Genomic DNA, 12,927 nt, shown 5'->3' on the forward strand with positions numbered 1-12,927 from the left:
ATATGAAGCTGAATTTCGTTTACTGTGGTTACGAAAAATATACCCTTCTGTCCTCTGCCTACTGCCTTCTGCCTTACCCTCACGAATAAATTTTGTTGTCATCGAATTCACATAGAACGAGGTTTCAGCTTTTACCAATTTCCTATTTTGTCATGAAAACTTTACAACAAAAATTTGGTTATCTTTAGATCCATAATTTATCTTGAATAACACTAGTTGTTTAGATTTTTTGTCTGAATAAATATTTGAACTTTTTCCTGCAATTTTCCCTCTTTTACTCTTAGCTTAAGTAATTAATAATGATTTACCTCAAAAATTCATTGTAATACAAACGATTCTAATGCTGCCAATTATTCGAGATAAATACTAAATAATTAACTTTTTTTTAACCTTTTGGGAATTTTGTAGCTTTTGAAAAAGCAGAATTTACAGATTTAATAAAGATAAAGCTCTAGTGAGCTAAATAGGAGTAAAAAAAGTAAAGGGCTAAATAGTATTTTTTACAAGGAGTAATGTTTATGGCAACTGTCAAAGTAGCTATCAACGGTTTTGGTCGTATTGGCAGACTGGTGTTTCGCATCGGACTAAATAATCCTCAGATTGAATTTGTCTGCATTAACGACCTCGTGCCGCCAAAAGCGATCGCCTATCTATTAAAATACGATTCAACTCACGGTCGTTTTCCAGGCGGCATAGAAGCTTCGGAAGATAGCATTACAGTCAATGGCAAAGAAATTCCGTGTGTTTCAGTAAAAAACCCTGAAGAATTACCCTGGGAAAAATATGGTGTAGATTACGTTGTTGAATCGACAGGAATCTTTACCAACTACGAAGGCGCAGCCAAACACCTCACCGCAGGAGCCAAAAGAGTCGTGATTTCTGCACCTACCAAAGACCCAGACAAAATCAAAACTCTCTTGGTAGGAGTCAATCAAGACCAATTCGACCCAGGGCAAGACCGAATAGTTTCTAATGCTAGCTGTACGACTAACTGTCTGGCACCTATTGCTAAAGTAATTAATGATAACTTTGGTTTGGTAGAAGGCTTGATGACTACCGTGCATGCAATGACCGCTACTCAACCGACTGTTGACGGACCGAGTAAAAAAGATTTGCGAGCCGGACGCAGTGCGACACAAAATATTATCCCCGCCTCTACTGGAGCAGCTAAAGCCGTTACCTTGGTCTTGCCAGAACTTAAGGGTAAATTAACGGGAATGGCGATGCGCGTACCTACTCCCGATGTCTCCGTTGTCGATTTAACTTTTCGTACCGAAAAAGCTACTAGCTATGAAGAAATATGTGCGGCAATGAAGCAAGCAGCTGAAGGAGAAATGAAGGGAGTATTGGGCTATACAGAAGACCCGGTAGTCTCGACCGATTTCACTAGCGATCCCCACTCTAGTATTTTTGATGCTGGTGCGGGTATGGAATTAAATGCTAATTTCTTTAAAGTTGTTGCTTGGTATGACAACGAATGGGGCTATTCTAATCGAGCGATCAATTTAATTCTAGCGATGGCAGCCAAAGAATCTCAAATGCCAGCCCCAGTTTAGAGACGCGAGCGCCGAAATCTTTGAAGCCAAGCCTTGTCAGGTATCGAGAGAGCGAAAAAATTCTCTAACTGGTTAACGACAAACAATACAAGTGCGCGAAAAATTATATCATTGCGATCGCGCGAGAAATTACAGGAGTTCAAGAGGAAAATCGATGTTAAATCAAACAGAAGCAGCTATCGAAGCGATCGCCGCTAGAGAAATTTTGGATTCTCGCGGTCGTCCTACAGTGGAAGCCGAAGTACGCCTTGAAAGTGGTGCGGTAGGTCTGGCTCAAGTGCCCAGTGGTGCTTCTACAGGTAGCTTTGAAGCTCACGAATTAAGAGATGATGACCGGCATCGTTACAACGGTAAAGGGGTATTGAGAGCAGTTCGCAACATTAAAGAAAAAATCACCCCAGAACTACTAGAGATGGATGCTTTCGATCAAGCAACCATCGATTACCTGATGATCGATCGCGATGGCTCGCCTAACAAAAAGAACTTAGGTGCCAACGCAATTTTAGCTGTTTCTCTGGCAACGGCAAAAGCGGCAGCAGAAGAACTAGAACTACCTTTATATCGGTATTTGGGAGGACCACTAGCCAACGTATTACCCGTACCGATGATGAATGTAATTAATGGTGGTTCTCATGCTGACAATAACGTCGATTTTCAAGAATTTATGATTATGCCTGTAGGCGCCGACTCTTTTACAGAAGCCTTACGTTGGGGCGCAGAAATCTTTGCCTCTCTAAGTAAAGTCTTAAAAGAAAAAAATCTGCTGTCTGGAGTGGGAGATGAAGGAGGTTACGCCCCCAACCTCGGTTCCAATCAGGAAGCTCTCGAGCTGCTGATGGTAGCGATCGAACGAGCGGGATATACTCCAGGACAGCAAGTGGCGCTGGCAATGGATGTGGCAGCTAGCGAATTCTATCAAGATGGACAGTATCACTACGATGGTGCCGCTCATGACCCTGAAGAGTTCATCAATTATCTCGAGCAGCTAATCGTTCAGTATCCAATTATCTCAATCGAAGATGGACTTCACGAAGAAGACTGGAGTAGCTGGAAAACCCTAACCGAAAAAATTGGCGCTCGCATTCAGTTAGTGGGAGACGATCTGTTTGTTACGAATCCTACTCGCCTGGAAAAAGGTATCGAAATGGGAGTGGGAAATGCTATTTTAATTAAGCTCAATCAGATTGGTACTTTGACTGAAACATTAGAAACGATCGATTTAGCTACCCGTAGCGGTTATCGTTCGATCGTCAGTCACCGTTCGGGAGAAACCGAAGACACTACCATTGCCGATCTAGCAGTAGCCACTCGGGCAGGACAAATTAAAACGGGTTCTTTGTGTCGTAGCGAGAGAGTAGCTAAATATAATCGCCTACTTAGAATTGAAGAGGAGTTGGGCAAACGCGCGCTTTTTGCCGGCAAAATTGGTCTTTGTCCTCAATGGAATAACTAATTCAACAGTTTAGGGGTGATAAGGGTATCTAAGACCACAGCCTCTTTGAGAGACATGGTTAAAATAAACTTGTCGCTCCAGCTTAAATCTGTTTGATTTGCAGTTGACACACCGCTAAAGAGAGTAAATATGGACATTAAAGTTTTACAACAAAAAGATACTCAATCGGACGAGAGAAACCTTCAAGTTACAGATTCTAATATTGAAGCTAATGTCAAAATAGAAGACGATCGCACTGGAATGGGTCTAGAGACCCTCAGACGAGCTTTCGCCGATAACTTGTTTTATCTTCAAGGAAAAGACCAATCTAACGCTACCCTCAGAGATTACTATCAAGCACTGGCATATACAGTTCGCGATCGCCTACTGCATCGCTTTCTCAAAACAGGTCGTACTTATTACGAAGAAAACGTTAAAGTAGTCAGCTACCTCTCTGCCGAATTTTTAATGGGTCGGCACCTAGCAAATAATATGGCCAGCTTGGGCATCTTCGACAAAATGCGCCGAGTAGTTGCCGAATCTGGTTTGGATATTCAAGATTTAATCGAACAGGAACCAGATCCCGGTTTGGGTAATGGTGGCTTGGGAAGACTTGCTGCTTGCTTTCTCGATTCTCTAGCTAATCTAGAAATGCCGGCTATCGGTTACGGTATTCGCTATGAGTTTGGCATTTTTCATCAGGCTTTAAAAGATGGCTGGCAAGCCGAAGTTCCTGACAACTGGCTGATGTATCGCAACCCCTGGGAAATAATTCGTCCCGAAGATTCCGTATTGGTTAAGTTAGGCGGACATACCGAAGGATATCGCGATGCCGAAGGCAATTATCGCGTCAGCTGGATTTGCGATCGCCAAGTTAAAGCCGTCCCCTATGATACTCCCGTTCCCGGATACCAAACTAATACCGTTAACACCTTGCGGTTATGGAACGCCGAAGCCAGTGAAGCTTTTAACTTTGAAGCTTTTAATGCTGGTAATTACGACCGCGCTGTTGCCGAAAAAATGAGTTCGGAGACAATCTCTAAGGTACTCTATCCCAACGACAACACTCCTCAAGGCAAAGAGCTACGATTGGCACAGCAGTATTTCTTCGTCTCGGCATCTCTACAAGACCTAATTCGCATTCATCTTCATACCAATCCAACCTTGGATAATTTTAATGAAAGAGCGGCCATTCAGCTTAACGATACTCACCCCGCAGTAGCCGTAGCCGAGTTGATGCGACTGTTTGTGGATATTCACGGTATGGATTGGGATAAAGCCTGGGATCTTACTCAAAAAACTCTGGCATATACCAACCACACGCTACTACCAGAAGCTTTAGAAAGATGGTCTGTAAGTCTATTTGGTAAATTGCTGCCCAGACATTTGGAAATTATCTATGAAATCAATCATCGTTTCCTCGAAGACGTTCGCACTTGGTTTCCCGATGATGACGAATTAGTTGCCGAACTCTCAATTATTGAAGAAGGGACAGAGAAACAGGTAAGAATGGCACACTTGGCTTGTGTTGGTAGCCATGCAATCAACGGAGTTGCTGCCCTACATACCAAACTGTTGAAACAGGATACTCTCAAAGCCTTTGCCCAACTCTGGCCGGAAAAATTCTTCAACAAAACTAATGGTGTTACTCCTCGCCGCTGGCTTTTATTGAGTAATCCAGAACTCGCCAAACTAATTACTGAAAATACCGGTGGTACTCGCTGGTTAAAGCATTTAGGTGAAATGCGGGCACTCGAAAAATTCGTTGACGATCCCGAATTTTGTCAGCGTTGGCGAGAAATCAAACGGCAAAATAAACTCGAACTTGCCGCATACATTAAGAAAACACGCAATATCAATGTAAATGTCGATTCAATCTTTGATATCCTAGTGAAGCGGATTCACGAGTATAAACGCCAGCATTTGATGGCACTATACATTATTGCTCTTTATAACCGTATTAAAGAAAATCCCGATATCGATTTAGTTCCTCGTACCTTTATCTTTGGTGGTAAAGCCGCGCCCGGTTATTTTATGGCTAAGTTAATCATCAAATTGATTAACTCTGTGGGTGAAGTAGTCAACAAAGACCCCGATGTGAGAAATCGTCTTAAAGTTGTCTTTTTGCCCAACTTTAATGTTTCCTTGGGTCAAAGAATTTATCCTGCGGCGGATTTGTCCGAACAAATCTCTACTGCGGGTAAGGAAGCTTCCGGTACTGGCAATATGAAGTTTGCCATGAATGGAGCAATAACTATTGGCACTCTAGACGGGGCAAATATTGAAATTCGGGAAGAAGCAGGTGCGGAAAACTTGTTCATCTTTGGCTTAACTTCTGAAGAAGTTACTCGCAATAAGACTAAAGACTACAATCCGATTAAGTATTACCAAAATAATCGCGAACTAAGAGCGGTGGTCGATCGCATTGCTAAAGGAGATTTCAGTCATGGAGACACCGAACTGTTCAAACCAATTGTCAACTATTTGCTCTATGACGATACTTACATGTTGATGGCAGACTTTCAGTCATATCTTGATTGTCAAGATTTAGTTTCTCAAACTTATCAAGATGTAGATAAGTGGACGCGGATGTCAATTCTCAATTCGGCACGTATGGGTAAATTTTCAAGCGATCGCAGTATCGAGGAATATTGCGACCAAATTTGGAATATAAAACCCGTAAAAATTTCCTTGGAAGCTTACGATCAAAAAGAAGCAGCATTAAATGCCTAGCTAAATTACCGCAGGCGAGATCGCCTGTGTCGCATCACTTAGTAGTAAATAAGATTCGTCAGGGGGCAATTAACTAATTCTAATTGCCCCTATTTTATCTAATTGCGCTAATTACGCTCTCAGCTAAAATAAGCTTAGCAGCATCCCTATGTGTTAAAGTCAGCCAATGAACTACTTATCTAGCATCGGAACTCTAGCCTTGAATCTGTTTCTGGGACTAATGACGATATTATTTATCCTGCGGATTGTGTTGACTTGGTATCCTCAGATCCAATTAAATCGCTTTCCTTGGATTTTAGTGGCTTTTCCCACCGAACCATTACTCGCACCTCTAAGAAAAATAGTTTCTCCCATTGGCGGTGTAGACATAACTCCAATTATCTGGGTTGGTATCTGTACTCTATTGCGAGAAATACTGCTCGGTCAACAAGGATTAATTACTATGGCACTCAATTAGTAAGTAAGAAAGTAGAAATTGCCAAGCTGATGCAGTCTTACCTTTACCTAACAAACCACATCGAGTGGGAGGAAATTTGACATGAAAAAATTGAGTTGACACCCTTTACATCGACTCAATTTATTTAATTGTGGTAACGAAAACTTATTACCGACGATAAACAATTGTCACCGTACAAACAATTTTACAGTGACACATTATTGTTTGAGGAACTTTGCTACTGTTTTTGGGATACCAACTAGAGGAAACATTTTTATTAAGCGATATCTCTTTTCTCAGTTTCCCACTTTTCTTCTTACTTGAATAGTCGTGACAAATTCTTGATTTTACGTTAAGCGGTCGCTCTAACCTTCCAAGTCGTGTAGCTGTCCTGGTCGAGTGCAAGAAAGAGACTGTGGTTAACTTCTTGGCTTCAATTCCCGTCTGTCTGCGTCAAACAATTGAGCGGCTGTGTACGGATATGTACCTGGGATTTGTGAATGCAACACGAGAGCAAATACCACGAGCTCACATGATTATCGAGCGCTTTCATGTGGCACGAGCTTATCGTCAATGTGCCGACCAAGTGCGACGACAGGAACTCAAGCTACTTTAGTTTGTGGACTCAAGCGGTACAACAGCCATAAGCTAATTACGATACCCACTAGCCCAGCCATAATCACATTGATCGTCGCTAACAGTCCCAGCATGTCCAGAGGCACGATTATAGGACCTTAGTTAATTACCGTTCCTCCCGGAGCGGGCTGTAAAATCGTGGCTGCACCTTGAGGAACTGAAAGGATGGCGTATAGCAAACTTCCCACGGTGAACATACCGATCGAAACGGCGAGAAGCATTACTACTACGTTGGCAATAATGCCAATCCACACTGCACGAATGACCCTGGCTTTAGCAGGGCGTTGGTTAGAATCCTCTAGTAAAGTTAGCCAATCGAGTGTAGCGGAAACACCAGTAAATTGTAAAGACTAGAGTAAAGATGTCAACCAAGCTCAAAATGTTTGCAGAATCCGGAGAACCTAGATTCTGAGGCTTGGAGGAGAAAACCCATTGGAAGGTTATCAGGATAACAGGAATCAAGCCCAAGATAACTTGACACCAAAAGCCTAGCCAGCCCAAACGGCGAAAAGTAACGGCGATTTTACGGGGATTTGGTAGCGTAGATTGCTCTATTTTTTTTACTAGGTTACTAATAAAAGTTTATGATACCTCTAAAAACAGTTAATAAATAGAGCTCCCATGACAATAGGCACTCAGCATCTCCTCATACAGGCACGAATTAGTAACATTTTTTGAGGGGAGTTTCTACAGACTTTATATACATCAACTTGGAATTGGCTCCCGCCCGAGCAATCGCGCCGAGCGCGATGGTAAAGCTCATTGCTAAGTAGCTCCACCTAAAAAAACGTAAAATAGAAACTGGAAAATCCAGCTTGATAATTTAAGAATGCCAGCAGCATTAAGAATAACTTTAACTAAGGAAGAAAATAAAACATTAAAAGAGCTAGAAGTGTCATCAACAGTGCCTCGACGAACAAAGCAAAGAGCAACGGCACTTCGTCTAAATGCAACAGGATGGAAAGTCAAAGCGATCGCTAACTATTTAGCATGGGCAGAATCGACAGTTACACAAACGATTCATCGATGGAATCAGAATAGATTAGCTGGTTTATGGGAAGCTCAAGGTAGAGGAAAAAAGCCTTCATGGACTACCGAAGATTGGATAGCGTTGGAACAATGGCTAAAAGAGCCCCGTAACATAAGTTCTCGACAATTAAGTCAAAGATTGGCCAGAGAAAGACAAGTGTTTCTGAGGGCAGAACAAGTTCGTCGCATACTCAAAAAAAAGTGGCGTTGGAAAAGACTAAGGAGAAAACCTCCAGCACCAAAAAATTCAGAGTTTAAAGCAGCCAAAAACAGGGATTGGCAAACCCTAAAACTATGGGCAGAAGAAGATTTAATTACCTTACTCTATTTAGATGAGTCGGGATGTTGTCCGTGATGCGTCCTCTCAGCTATGGCTAGAGTCAAATTGATCAGCAAAAATCTATTTCTCAAAGAAGTAGAAAAGAAGGAAATTCGCTGTGCAACAAAATGGAAAAATTTACCTGCTTTTAAAGACTGGCTTGTCAATCGCTTGACGAGTACCTGCTTTTAGATTCTATCTTACGTCTGGTGTGAATGGATGAATGGATGTCATAAGCTATAAACCTTATTTATTTATTGTCTCTCTGTACAGTTGCTATCATAATGCCTTAAACTTTTTTTATTCAGCAATGCCATGAAATTACATTGAATTATTATATACTACGCAACGAAGAAATAGATTTAAAATCCATCGAAAAAGAATCCCAAGCCGGTCAAAAACCTCGATTCGATTTAGGGTTGCTCTGTCAGAGACTAGGAGCTAACTTTGAAGTACCAAAGTGTTTTTCCATATCACTTCAAGATAAACTTCGCTCTAAAATCGCAGGTGCCCCTGAAATTTGGGCATGGGCTCGTGTTTTGGCTTCTCAACTCGGTCCAGACGATCTTATTTTTTGTAACGCGGAAGATCTAGGCATTCCCCTAGCTACTCTATGCGGTGCCAAACAGGATAGACCCAAAATCGCTGTGTTGTTTCACAACATTGTCCGACCTCGCGGACGCGTTGCTTTGAAACTGTTCCGTCTAGTAGAGCGAATTGACCTGTTTATTGTTCATTCCCGCCCTCAGCTTAATTTTCTTCGCTCTTATTTAAATGTCCCAGATTCTCGAGTCCTTTTTTTATGGTATTCAATAGACGGTAATTTTTTTACGCCAGGCTTCCCCTCACCTACCAAAAAACGACCTGTAATTGTAAGTATAGGTTTGGAAAAGCGGGACTACAGTATTCTTGCCACAGCAACTCACAACTTGGATGTTGATGTCAAGATTAGCGGGTTTTCTAGATTCGCATCTGAAACAGCGAAAACATTTCCGAAGATAATGCCAGCTAATATGTCATGTCGATTTTATGAATGGTCAGAACTTCTTCAACTTTACCGCGATGCTGATGTGGTTGTGGTTAGTTTGAGAGACAATCTCTATGCCGCTGGGGTAACGACTTTACTTGAGGCAATGGCTTGTAGGCGACCGATTGTAGCCACGCGCACTGAAGGACTTGTAGACTATCTATTAGATCAAGATGCGATAATTACTGTAGAACCTGAAGATTATATGGGATTGCAGAAAGCAATCTTACACTTATTAAATAACCCCGTAGAGGCTGAAGAGCGCGCTCAAAAAGCTTATCAGATTTTTCTAGAACGCTACAATCTTGATAACTTCGTTGAAGTGCTGGCACAATCTCTGGAGTCTTGCTGAGGAAAGAGTTTTCACCTTCATCACAATATCAGTTCAGAGTACTTATGGTTTTCTCCCCACCATCCTCTGGATGCCCATATCTTTCTGTTTTCTAGAAGTTCCTGGCATCAACGAATCGCACCTATACAAGACCTATTAGCGGTACTTAAACAAAAATCAAGCCCAAACAAAGCCCAAACTAGCTTTATAAGCTACGAATACGTCGCGATTTTGGTTCAACCATTGGACAAAACGATAAGATATACCTGTACGAAAAGCTTCTAATGCTTCAGGAAATGTCTCCAAAGGTTTGTTCGCCCAACGTCTTCTTAAACCTCCAGTAAGCTTATGCCAAAGGATAAAAGTATAGGCACAAAAAACTAGAATAAAATGTCTTTCCAAACTCTTCTTATCTCTAACTTGATACTCTTTTAATCCTAACCATCCCTTGGCTTCTCGATAGAAAACTTCTATCCAGTTTCTCTGAGCATAAGTTTGAACTATCCATTGCTCGGTTACTATTTCTCCCTCAACATTTGTGAGTAAGTAGTCAATATCTTCAGCATCTTCAAAGATTGGTGCACTCATGACGATAGCTATTTTTCTGATTCCTTCTAGCCTTGATATTTCTGCTTCTATTATTGCTACCCAGACGGTTCTAGGTTTTTCACCCTGGATTTGAATCTCCTTAAATTCCTCATCAGATAACCATTGAGCATATTCATCTACTCTGATTTTTTCTAATTGATTTGATGGAGTTTTAACCAAAATATTACGATTTTTAGCGATTCCTCCTATATACTTTAATTTCTTTTTTTCCAGTTCGAGTAAAACAGTTGTGTTGTTACCATAGGACGAATCTATTAATACTAGTCCTGGTCGATATCCCCTCTTCAAACTTTTATCGATTAATTCTAAGGCTAAGGTGGGTTTTTTCTTGAATTCTCTGTCTTTCTTTCCTTCGGGCAACGAATTACCATGTTGATATAGTTCTATGTCTAAAGGTAAGCTTTTTTGGCCATCATATAGATGAGTTGTTACTACAACATTGCCATTATCTGTTTTCCCAATTTCCCCAATATATTGACGACCTACTGCTGCGGTAAAGTTACCACTTTTTCTATGCCCAGAGTCATCAACAATTAGACTAAATCCCTTACTGATTCTCGTTTGATTACACTTGTTCATCACTTCTAAGCGACGTTCATTTATCTTGTTCGCTGACCAAGTTGCTTCAGTTAAGAAATGGTGTAATTTGTGGTATGTGACCTCTACTGCGTCTTTAGCCATTTGAGATACATTTTTTCGCTCACTTTCCCCTAATAATCCTCCTAAATAATGTCTGAATTCCCTTTTTTGCGCTTTAGTTCTCAGTAAATCATCAAACTTTTGACACCATCTCATCTATCGAAACAGGGAGGCATGGCTGCGGGAGTAGTTTCTTTCATAAAGTAAGTGCGATCGGGCTTTAGAATAATGTTAAAGTTAATCAGCAAAGGTATTCTATCTTATTTTGTCTGTTTAAATTGTTTAAGTACCGTTAGTGGAGTTATGAGCAATAAAACACTTGCATAATTCCCGTGGTAGACACTAGATATGGTGGGGGTCAGGTAAGACTAAATCTTTCATATCAGCATGGCGGACATTAAAAGGGTATGAAATCATGAATGTGATTCGCAAAGGGCAAATAAAAAATATCGCTAAAGGTGACATCTTGGGACAAAGAAATTTTGTCTATTCTCTGTTTGGGATCGCTGTCTAAAAAATTAGTTAATCACAGGTATATTCTCTCTGTTCGGATTTTTTGCAACAGAACCCTTTCTTACCCAGCGATCGCCTTTCACCTGCCAATCTTTTAATCTCTCAACTACATTCGGTATAGCATGACCATCACGACGATAGCGATAGATGAAGATGCTACTAAGGTTTATCAGACTGCTCAACTCGTCATCACTCAACCCTTTTTCATCTAATGTTGGTTCTAGCTCTGGTTCTGACTGTAGCTCTGGCTCTGGTTCAGCTTCAACAGCAACAGTCTTCACTCCCGATAACTTGGCTTCTACCTCTCTCAGTCGGCTATCTAAATCTCTAATCCGCTCTTTTAACTCTTCTGAATTTGTATTCTCAGCATCTGATGACGATTCTAGCTGTCCGATACCAAGTTCGATGAGTCTGATGATGGTGGGAGTAACTTCGGGCTTATTGCTACGATGGTGAATCTTGGCATCAAAATGATTGACAGCGATCGCACTAATCCGCTTGTATAACTCGTTGGGAAGGCGAACATCGACTCTCGTAACTTTATCCGTCTGTCGGGAATTCATATCGGATATTATCGGTTTCTATCGGATAAGCCTGATAGTATCATGACGATAATCTTGTTTTTCTTCAAAGAGTTGTTTTAACACCAACGCGATCGTGTTAAAGTTTGGTGCGTGAATATCTGCAAGTTAGTTGGGTAGCGATCCCCCATTAATTCTGTTGTGATGAACCTGAAGACTGTTCCTAAATTGACTGATGCCACAGAAGACCGACAGCTAATCAAATTTCTGTTGTGATATGACGATTAATACCTATCCGACACTGACTGACGCGAAAAGAGATGTGGAATTGATTAGATTGTGGATTTCCCAAAAGCCCCCCACTACTCAAAAGACTTATATCACTATCAGTAGGCAGTTTCTCGCCTTTACGGGTAAGGAGCTAGAAGAGGTGAAGCTGGAAGATATTTTATTGTGGCTAGAATCGTTTCAGCTTCGTGGCAAGAGCCAAAATACCATTAACAACAAACTAGGAGCAATTAAGTCTTTATTTAGCTTTGGGGTCAAAACTGGTTATCTGAGGAATAATCCCGCCTCGATGATTAAGACTATCAAGGCTAAAGATGCTCTCAATGAAAGAATACTGCAAGGGGAAGAGGTTAAAGAGTTAATTAATGCAGCTACCAACCAACGCGATCACTCGATACTCATCCTCTTATACATTCTGGGTTTGAGAATCTCTGAGTTAGTAGGTTTGAACTGGTCGGACTTTCAACCAACCGATGATAGCGTGACTGTAACTATCTTTGGCAAGGGTCATAAAACCAGGACATTACTAATAACTCATCAATTGTGGTCGGAATTAAAGCAGCTTCCGAGGAGTGAGAAGACTGAAGCGGTGTTTTTGTCTCGCTTTGGCAATCGCTTAGACCGTCATGCCATCCATCGGCTGATTAAAAAAGCGGTCGAGAAAGCAGGGATTAATCCCCACACTTCGGCTCACTGGCTGCGTCATGCCCATGCTTGTCACAGTTTAAATAATGGTGCGGGGATAGATTTGTTGATGAAGTCTCTGGGGCATAGTTCCCTGGCGGTAACTTCTCGTTATCTGCACGTGCAGCCGAGTGAGTGTACCAGTAAGTTTATCGATTTGGATTAGAGCGATCG

The 12,927-nt window shown here is 41.4% G+C and carries 10 protein-coding genes and 2 pseudogenes; 8 read left to right on the forward strand and 4 right to left on the reverse strand.

Going from position 1 to position 12,927, the window contains the following annotated elements; translation table 11 throughout:
* The first annotated feature begins 518 nt into the window (after positions 1 to 518).
* The 5 genes from gap to ACLFKQ_RS28770 all read left to right on the forward strand — a co-directional run bounded on the left by gap (position 519) and on the right by ACLFKQ_RS28770 (position 6,773).
* Positions 519 to 1,556, forward strand: coding sequence for a type I glyceraldehyde-3-phosphate dehydrogenase (gene gap / locus ACLFKQ_RS28750; protein WP_449003052.1), 1,038 nt, complete (start codon positions 519 to 521; stop codon positions 1,554 to 1,556).
* A gap of 154 nt (positions 1,557 to 1,710) precedes the next feature.
* Complete coding sequence (eno, locus tag ACLFKQ_RS28755; protein ID WP_449003053.1) at positions 1,711 to 3,009, forward strand: phosphopyruvate hydratase; 1,299 nt, start codon at positions 1,711 to 1,713, stop codon at positions 3,007 to 3,009.
* 129 nt (positions 3,010 to 3,138) lie between these two features.
* Positions 3,139 to 5,721 (forward strand): glycogen/starch/alpha-glucan phosphorylase, encoded by a 2,583-nt coding sequence (locus tag ACLFKQ_RS28760; protein ID WP_449003054.1) that lies wholly within the window; start codon positions 3,139 to 3,141, stop codon positions 5,719 to 5,721.
* A gap of 166 nt (positions 5,722 to 5,887) precedes the next feature.
* Positions 5,888 to 6,178 carry a YggT family protein gene (locus tag ACLFKQ_RS28765; protein ID WP_449003055.1) on the forward strand — a complete coding sequence of 97 codons (291 nt, stop codon included), beginning with the start codon at positions 5,888 to 5,890 and terminating at the stop codon, positions 6,176 to 6,178.
* Between the two features lie 370 nt (positions 6,179 to 6,548).
* Positions 6,549 to 6,773, forward strand: coding sequence for a transposase (locus ACLFKQ_RS28770; protein ID WP_449003081.1), 225 nt, complete (start codon positions 6,549 to 6,551; stop codon positions 6,771 to 6,773).
* Here ACLFKQ_RS28770 and ACLFKQ_RS28775 read toward each other — a convergent pair.
* Together ACLFKQ_RS28775 and ACLFKQ_RS28780 are read right to left on the reverse strand one after the other, a co-directional pair.
* A pseudogene (locus tag ACLFKQ_RS28775) lies at positions 6,760 to 7,047 on the reverse strand (DUF3611 family protein). The gene ACLFKQ_RS28770 and the pseudogene ACLFKQ_RS28775 overlap by 14 nt on opposite strands.
* A gap of 34 nt (positions 7,048 to 7,081) precedes the next feature.
* The gene (locus tag ACLFKQ_RS28780) at positions 7,082 to 7,294 is read right to left on the reverse strand and encodes a DUF3611 family protein (protein WP_449003056.1); all 213 of its coding nucleotides are present in this window, start codon (positions 7,292 to 7,294) and stop codon (positions 7,082 to 7,084) included.
* A gap of 328 nt (positions 7,295 to 7,622) precedes the next feature.
* Here ACLFKQ_RS28780 and ACLFKQ_RS28785 point away from each other — a divergent pair, with 328 nt between their 5' ends.
* Positions 7,623 to 8,177: a helix-turn-helix domain-containing protein gene (locus tag ACLFKQ_RS28785; protein ID WP_449003057.1), complete on the forward strand. Its 555-nt coding sequence runs from the start codon at positions 7,623 to 7,625 to the stop codon at positions 8,175 to 8,177.
* Between the two features lie 290 nt (positions 8,178 to 8,467).
* On the forward strand, positions 8,468 to 9,520 hold the full coding sequence (locus tag ACLFKQ_RS28790) for a glycosyltransferase family 4 protein (protein WP_449003058.1): 1,053 nt from the start codon (positions 8,468 to 8,470) through the stop codon (positions 9,518 to 9,520).
* 156 nt (positions 9,521 to 9,676) lie between these two features.
* On the opposite strand, the pseudogene ACLFKQ_RS28795 reads toward ACLFKQ_RS28790, so the two are convergent.
* Positions 9,677 to 10,947, reverse strand: a pseudogene (locus ACLFKQ_RS28795) (IS701 family transposase).
* Positions 10,948 to 11,265: 318 nt separating this feature from the next.
* The gene (locus ACLFKQ_RS28800; RefSeq protein WP_449003059.1) at positions 11,266 to 11,823 is read right to left on the reverse strand and encodes a hypothetical protein; all 558 of its coding nucleotides are present in this window, start codon (positions 11,821 to 11,823) and stop codon (positions 11,266 to 11,268) included.
* Positions 11,824 to 12,058: 235 nt separating this feature from the next.
* On the opposite strand from ACLFKQ_RS28800, the gene ACLFKQ_RS28805 reads away from it, so the two are divergent.
* The gene (locus ACLFKQ_RS28805; RefSeq protein ID WP_449003060.1) at positions 12,059 to 12,919 is read left to right on the forward strand and encodes a tyrosine-type recombinase/integrase; all 861 of its coding nucleotides are present in this window, start codon (positions 12,059 to 12,061) and stop codon (positions 12,917 to 12,919) included.
* Positions 12,920 to 12,927: the final 8 nt, after the last annotated feature.

It is taken from the genome of Myxosarcina sp. GI1(2024) (genome assembly GCF_053543375.1).

What these genes read in the sequence shown, in the direction of transcription:
- ACLFKQ_RS28805 (WP_449003060.1), top strand. Translation starts at nt 12,059, where the DNA reads ATGACGATTAATACCTATCCGACACTGACTGACGCGAAAAGAGATGTG.
- ACLFKQ_RS28760 (WP_449003054.1), top strand. Translation starts at nt 3,139, where the DNA reads ATGGACATTAAAGTTTTACAACAAAAAGATACTCAATCGGACGAGAGA.
- ACLFKQ_RS28800 (WP_449003059.1), bottom strand. Translation starts at nt 11,823, where the DNA reads ATGAATTCCCGACAGACGGATAAAGTTACGAGAGTCGATGTTCGCCTT.
- ACLFKQ_RS28785 (WP_449003057.1), top strand. Translation starts at nt 7,623, where the DNA reads ATGCCAGCAGCATTAAGAATAACTTTAACTAAGGAAGAAAATAAAACA.
- ACLFKQ_RS28765 (WP_449003055.1), top strand. Translation starts at nt 5,888, where the DNA reads ATGAACTACTTATCTAGCATCGGAACTCTAGCCTTGAATCTGTTTCTG.
- gap (WP_449003052.1), top strand. Translation starts at nt 519, where the DNA reads ATGGCAACTGTCAAAGTAGCTATCAACGGTTTTGGTCGTATTGGCAGA.
- eno (WP_449003053.1), top strand. Translation starts at nt 1,711, where the DNA reads ATGTTAAATCAAACAGAAGCAGCTATCGAAGCGATCGCCGCTAGAGAA.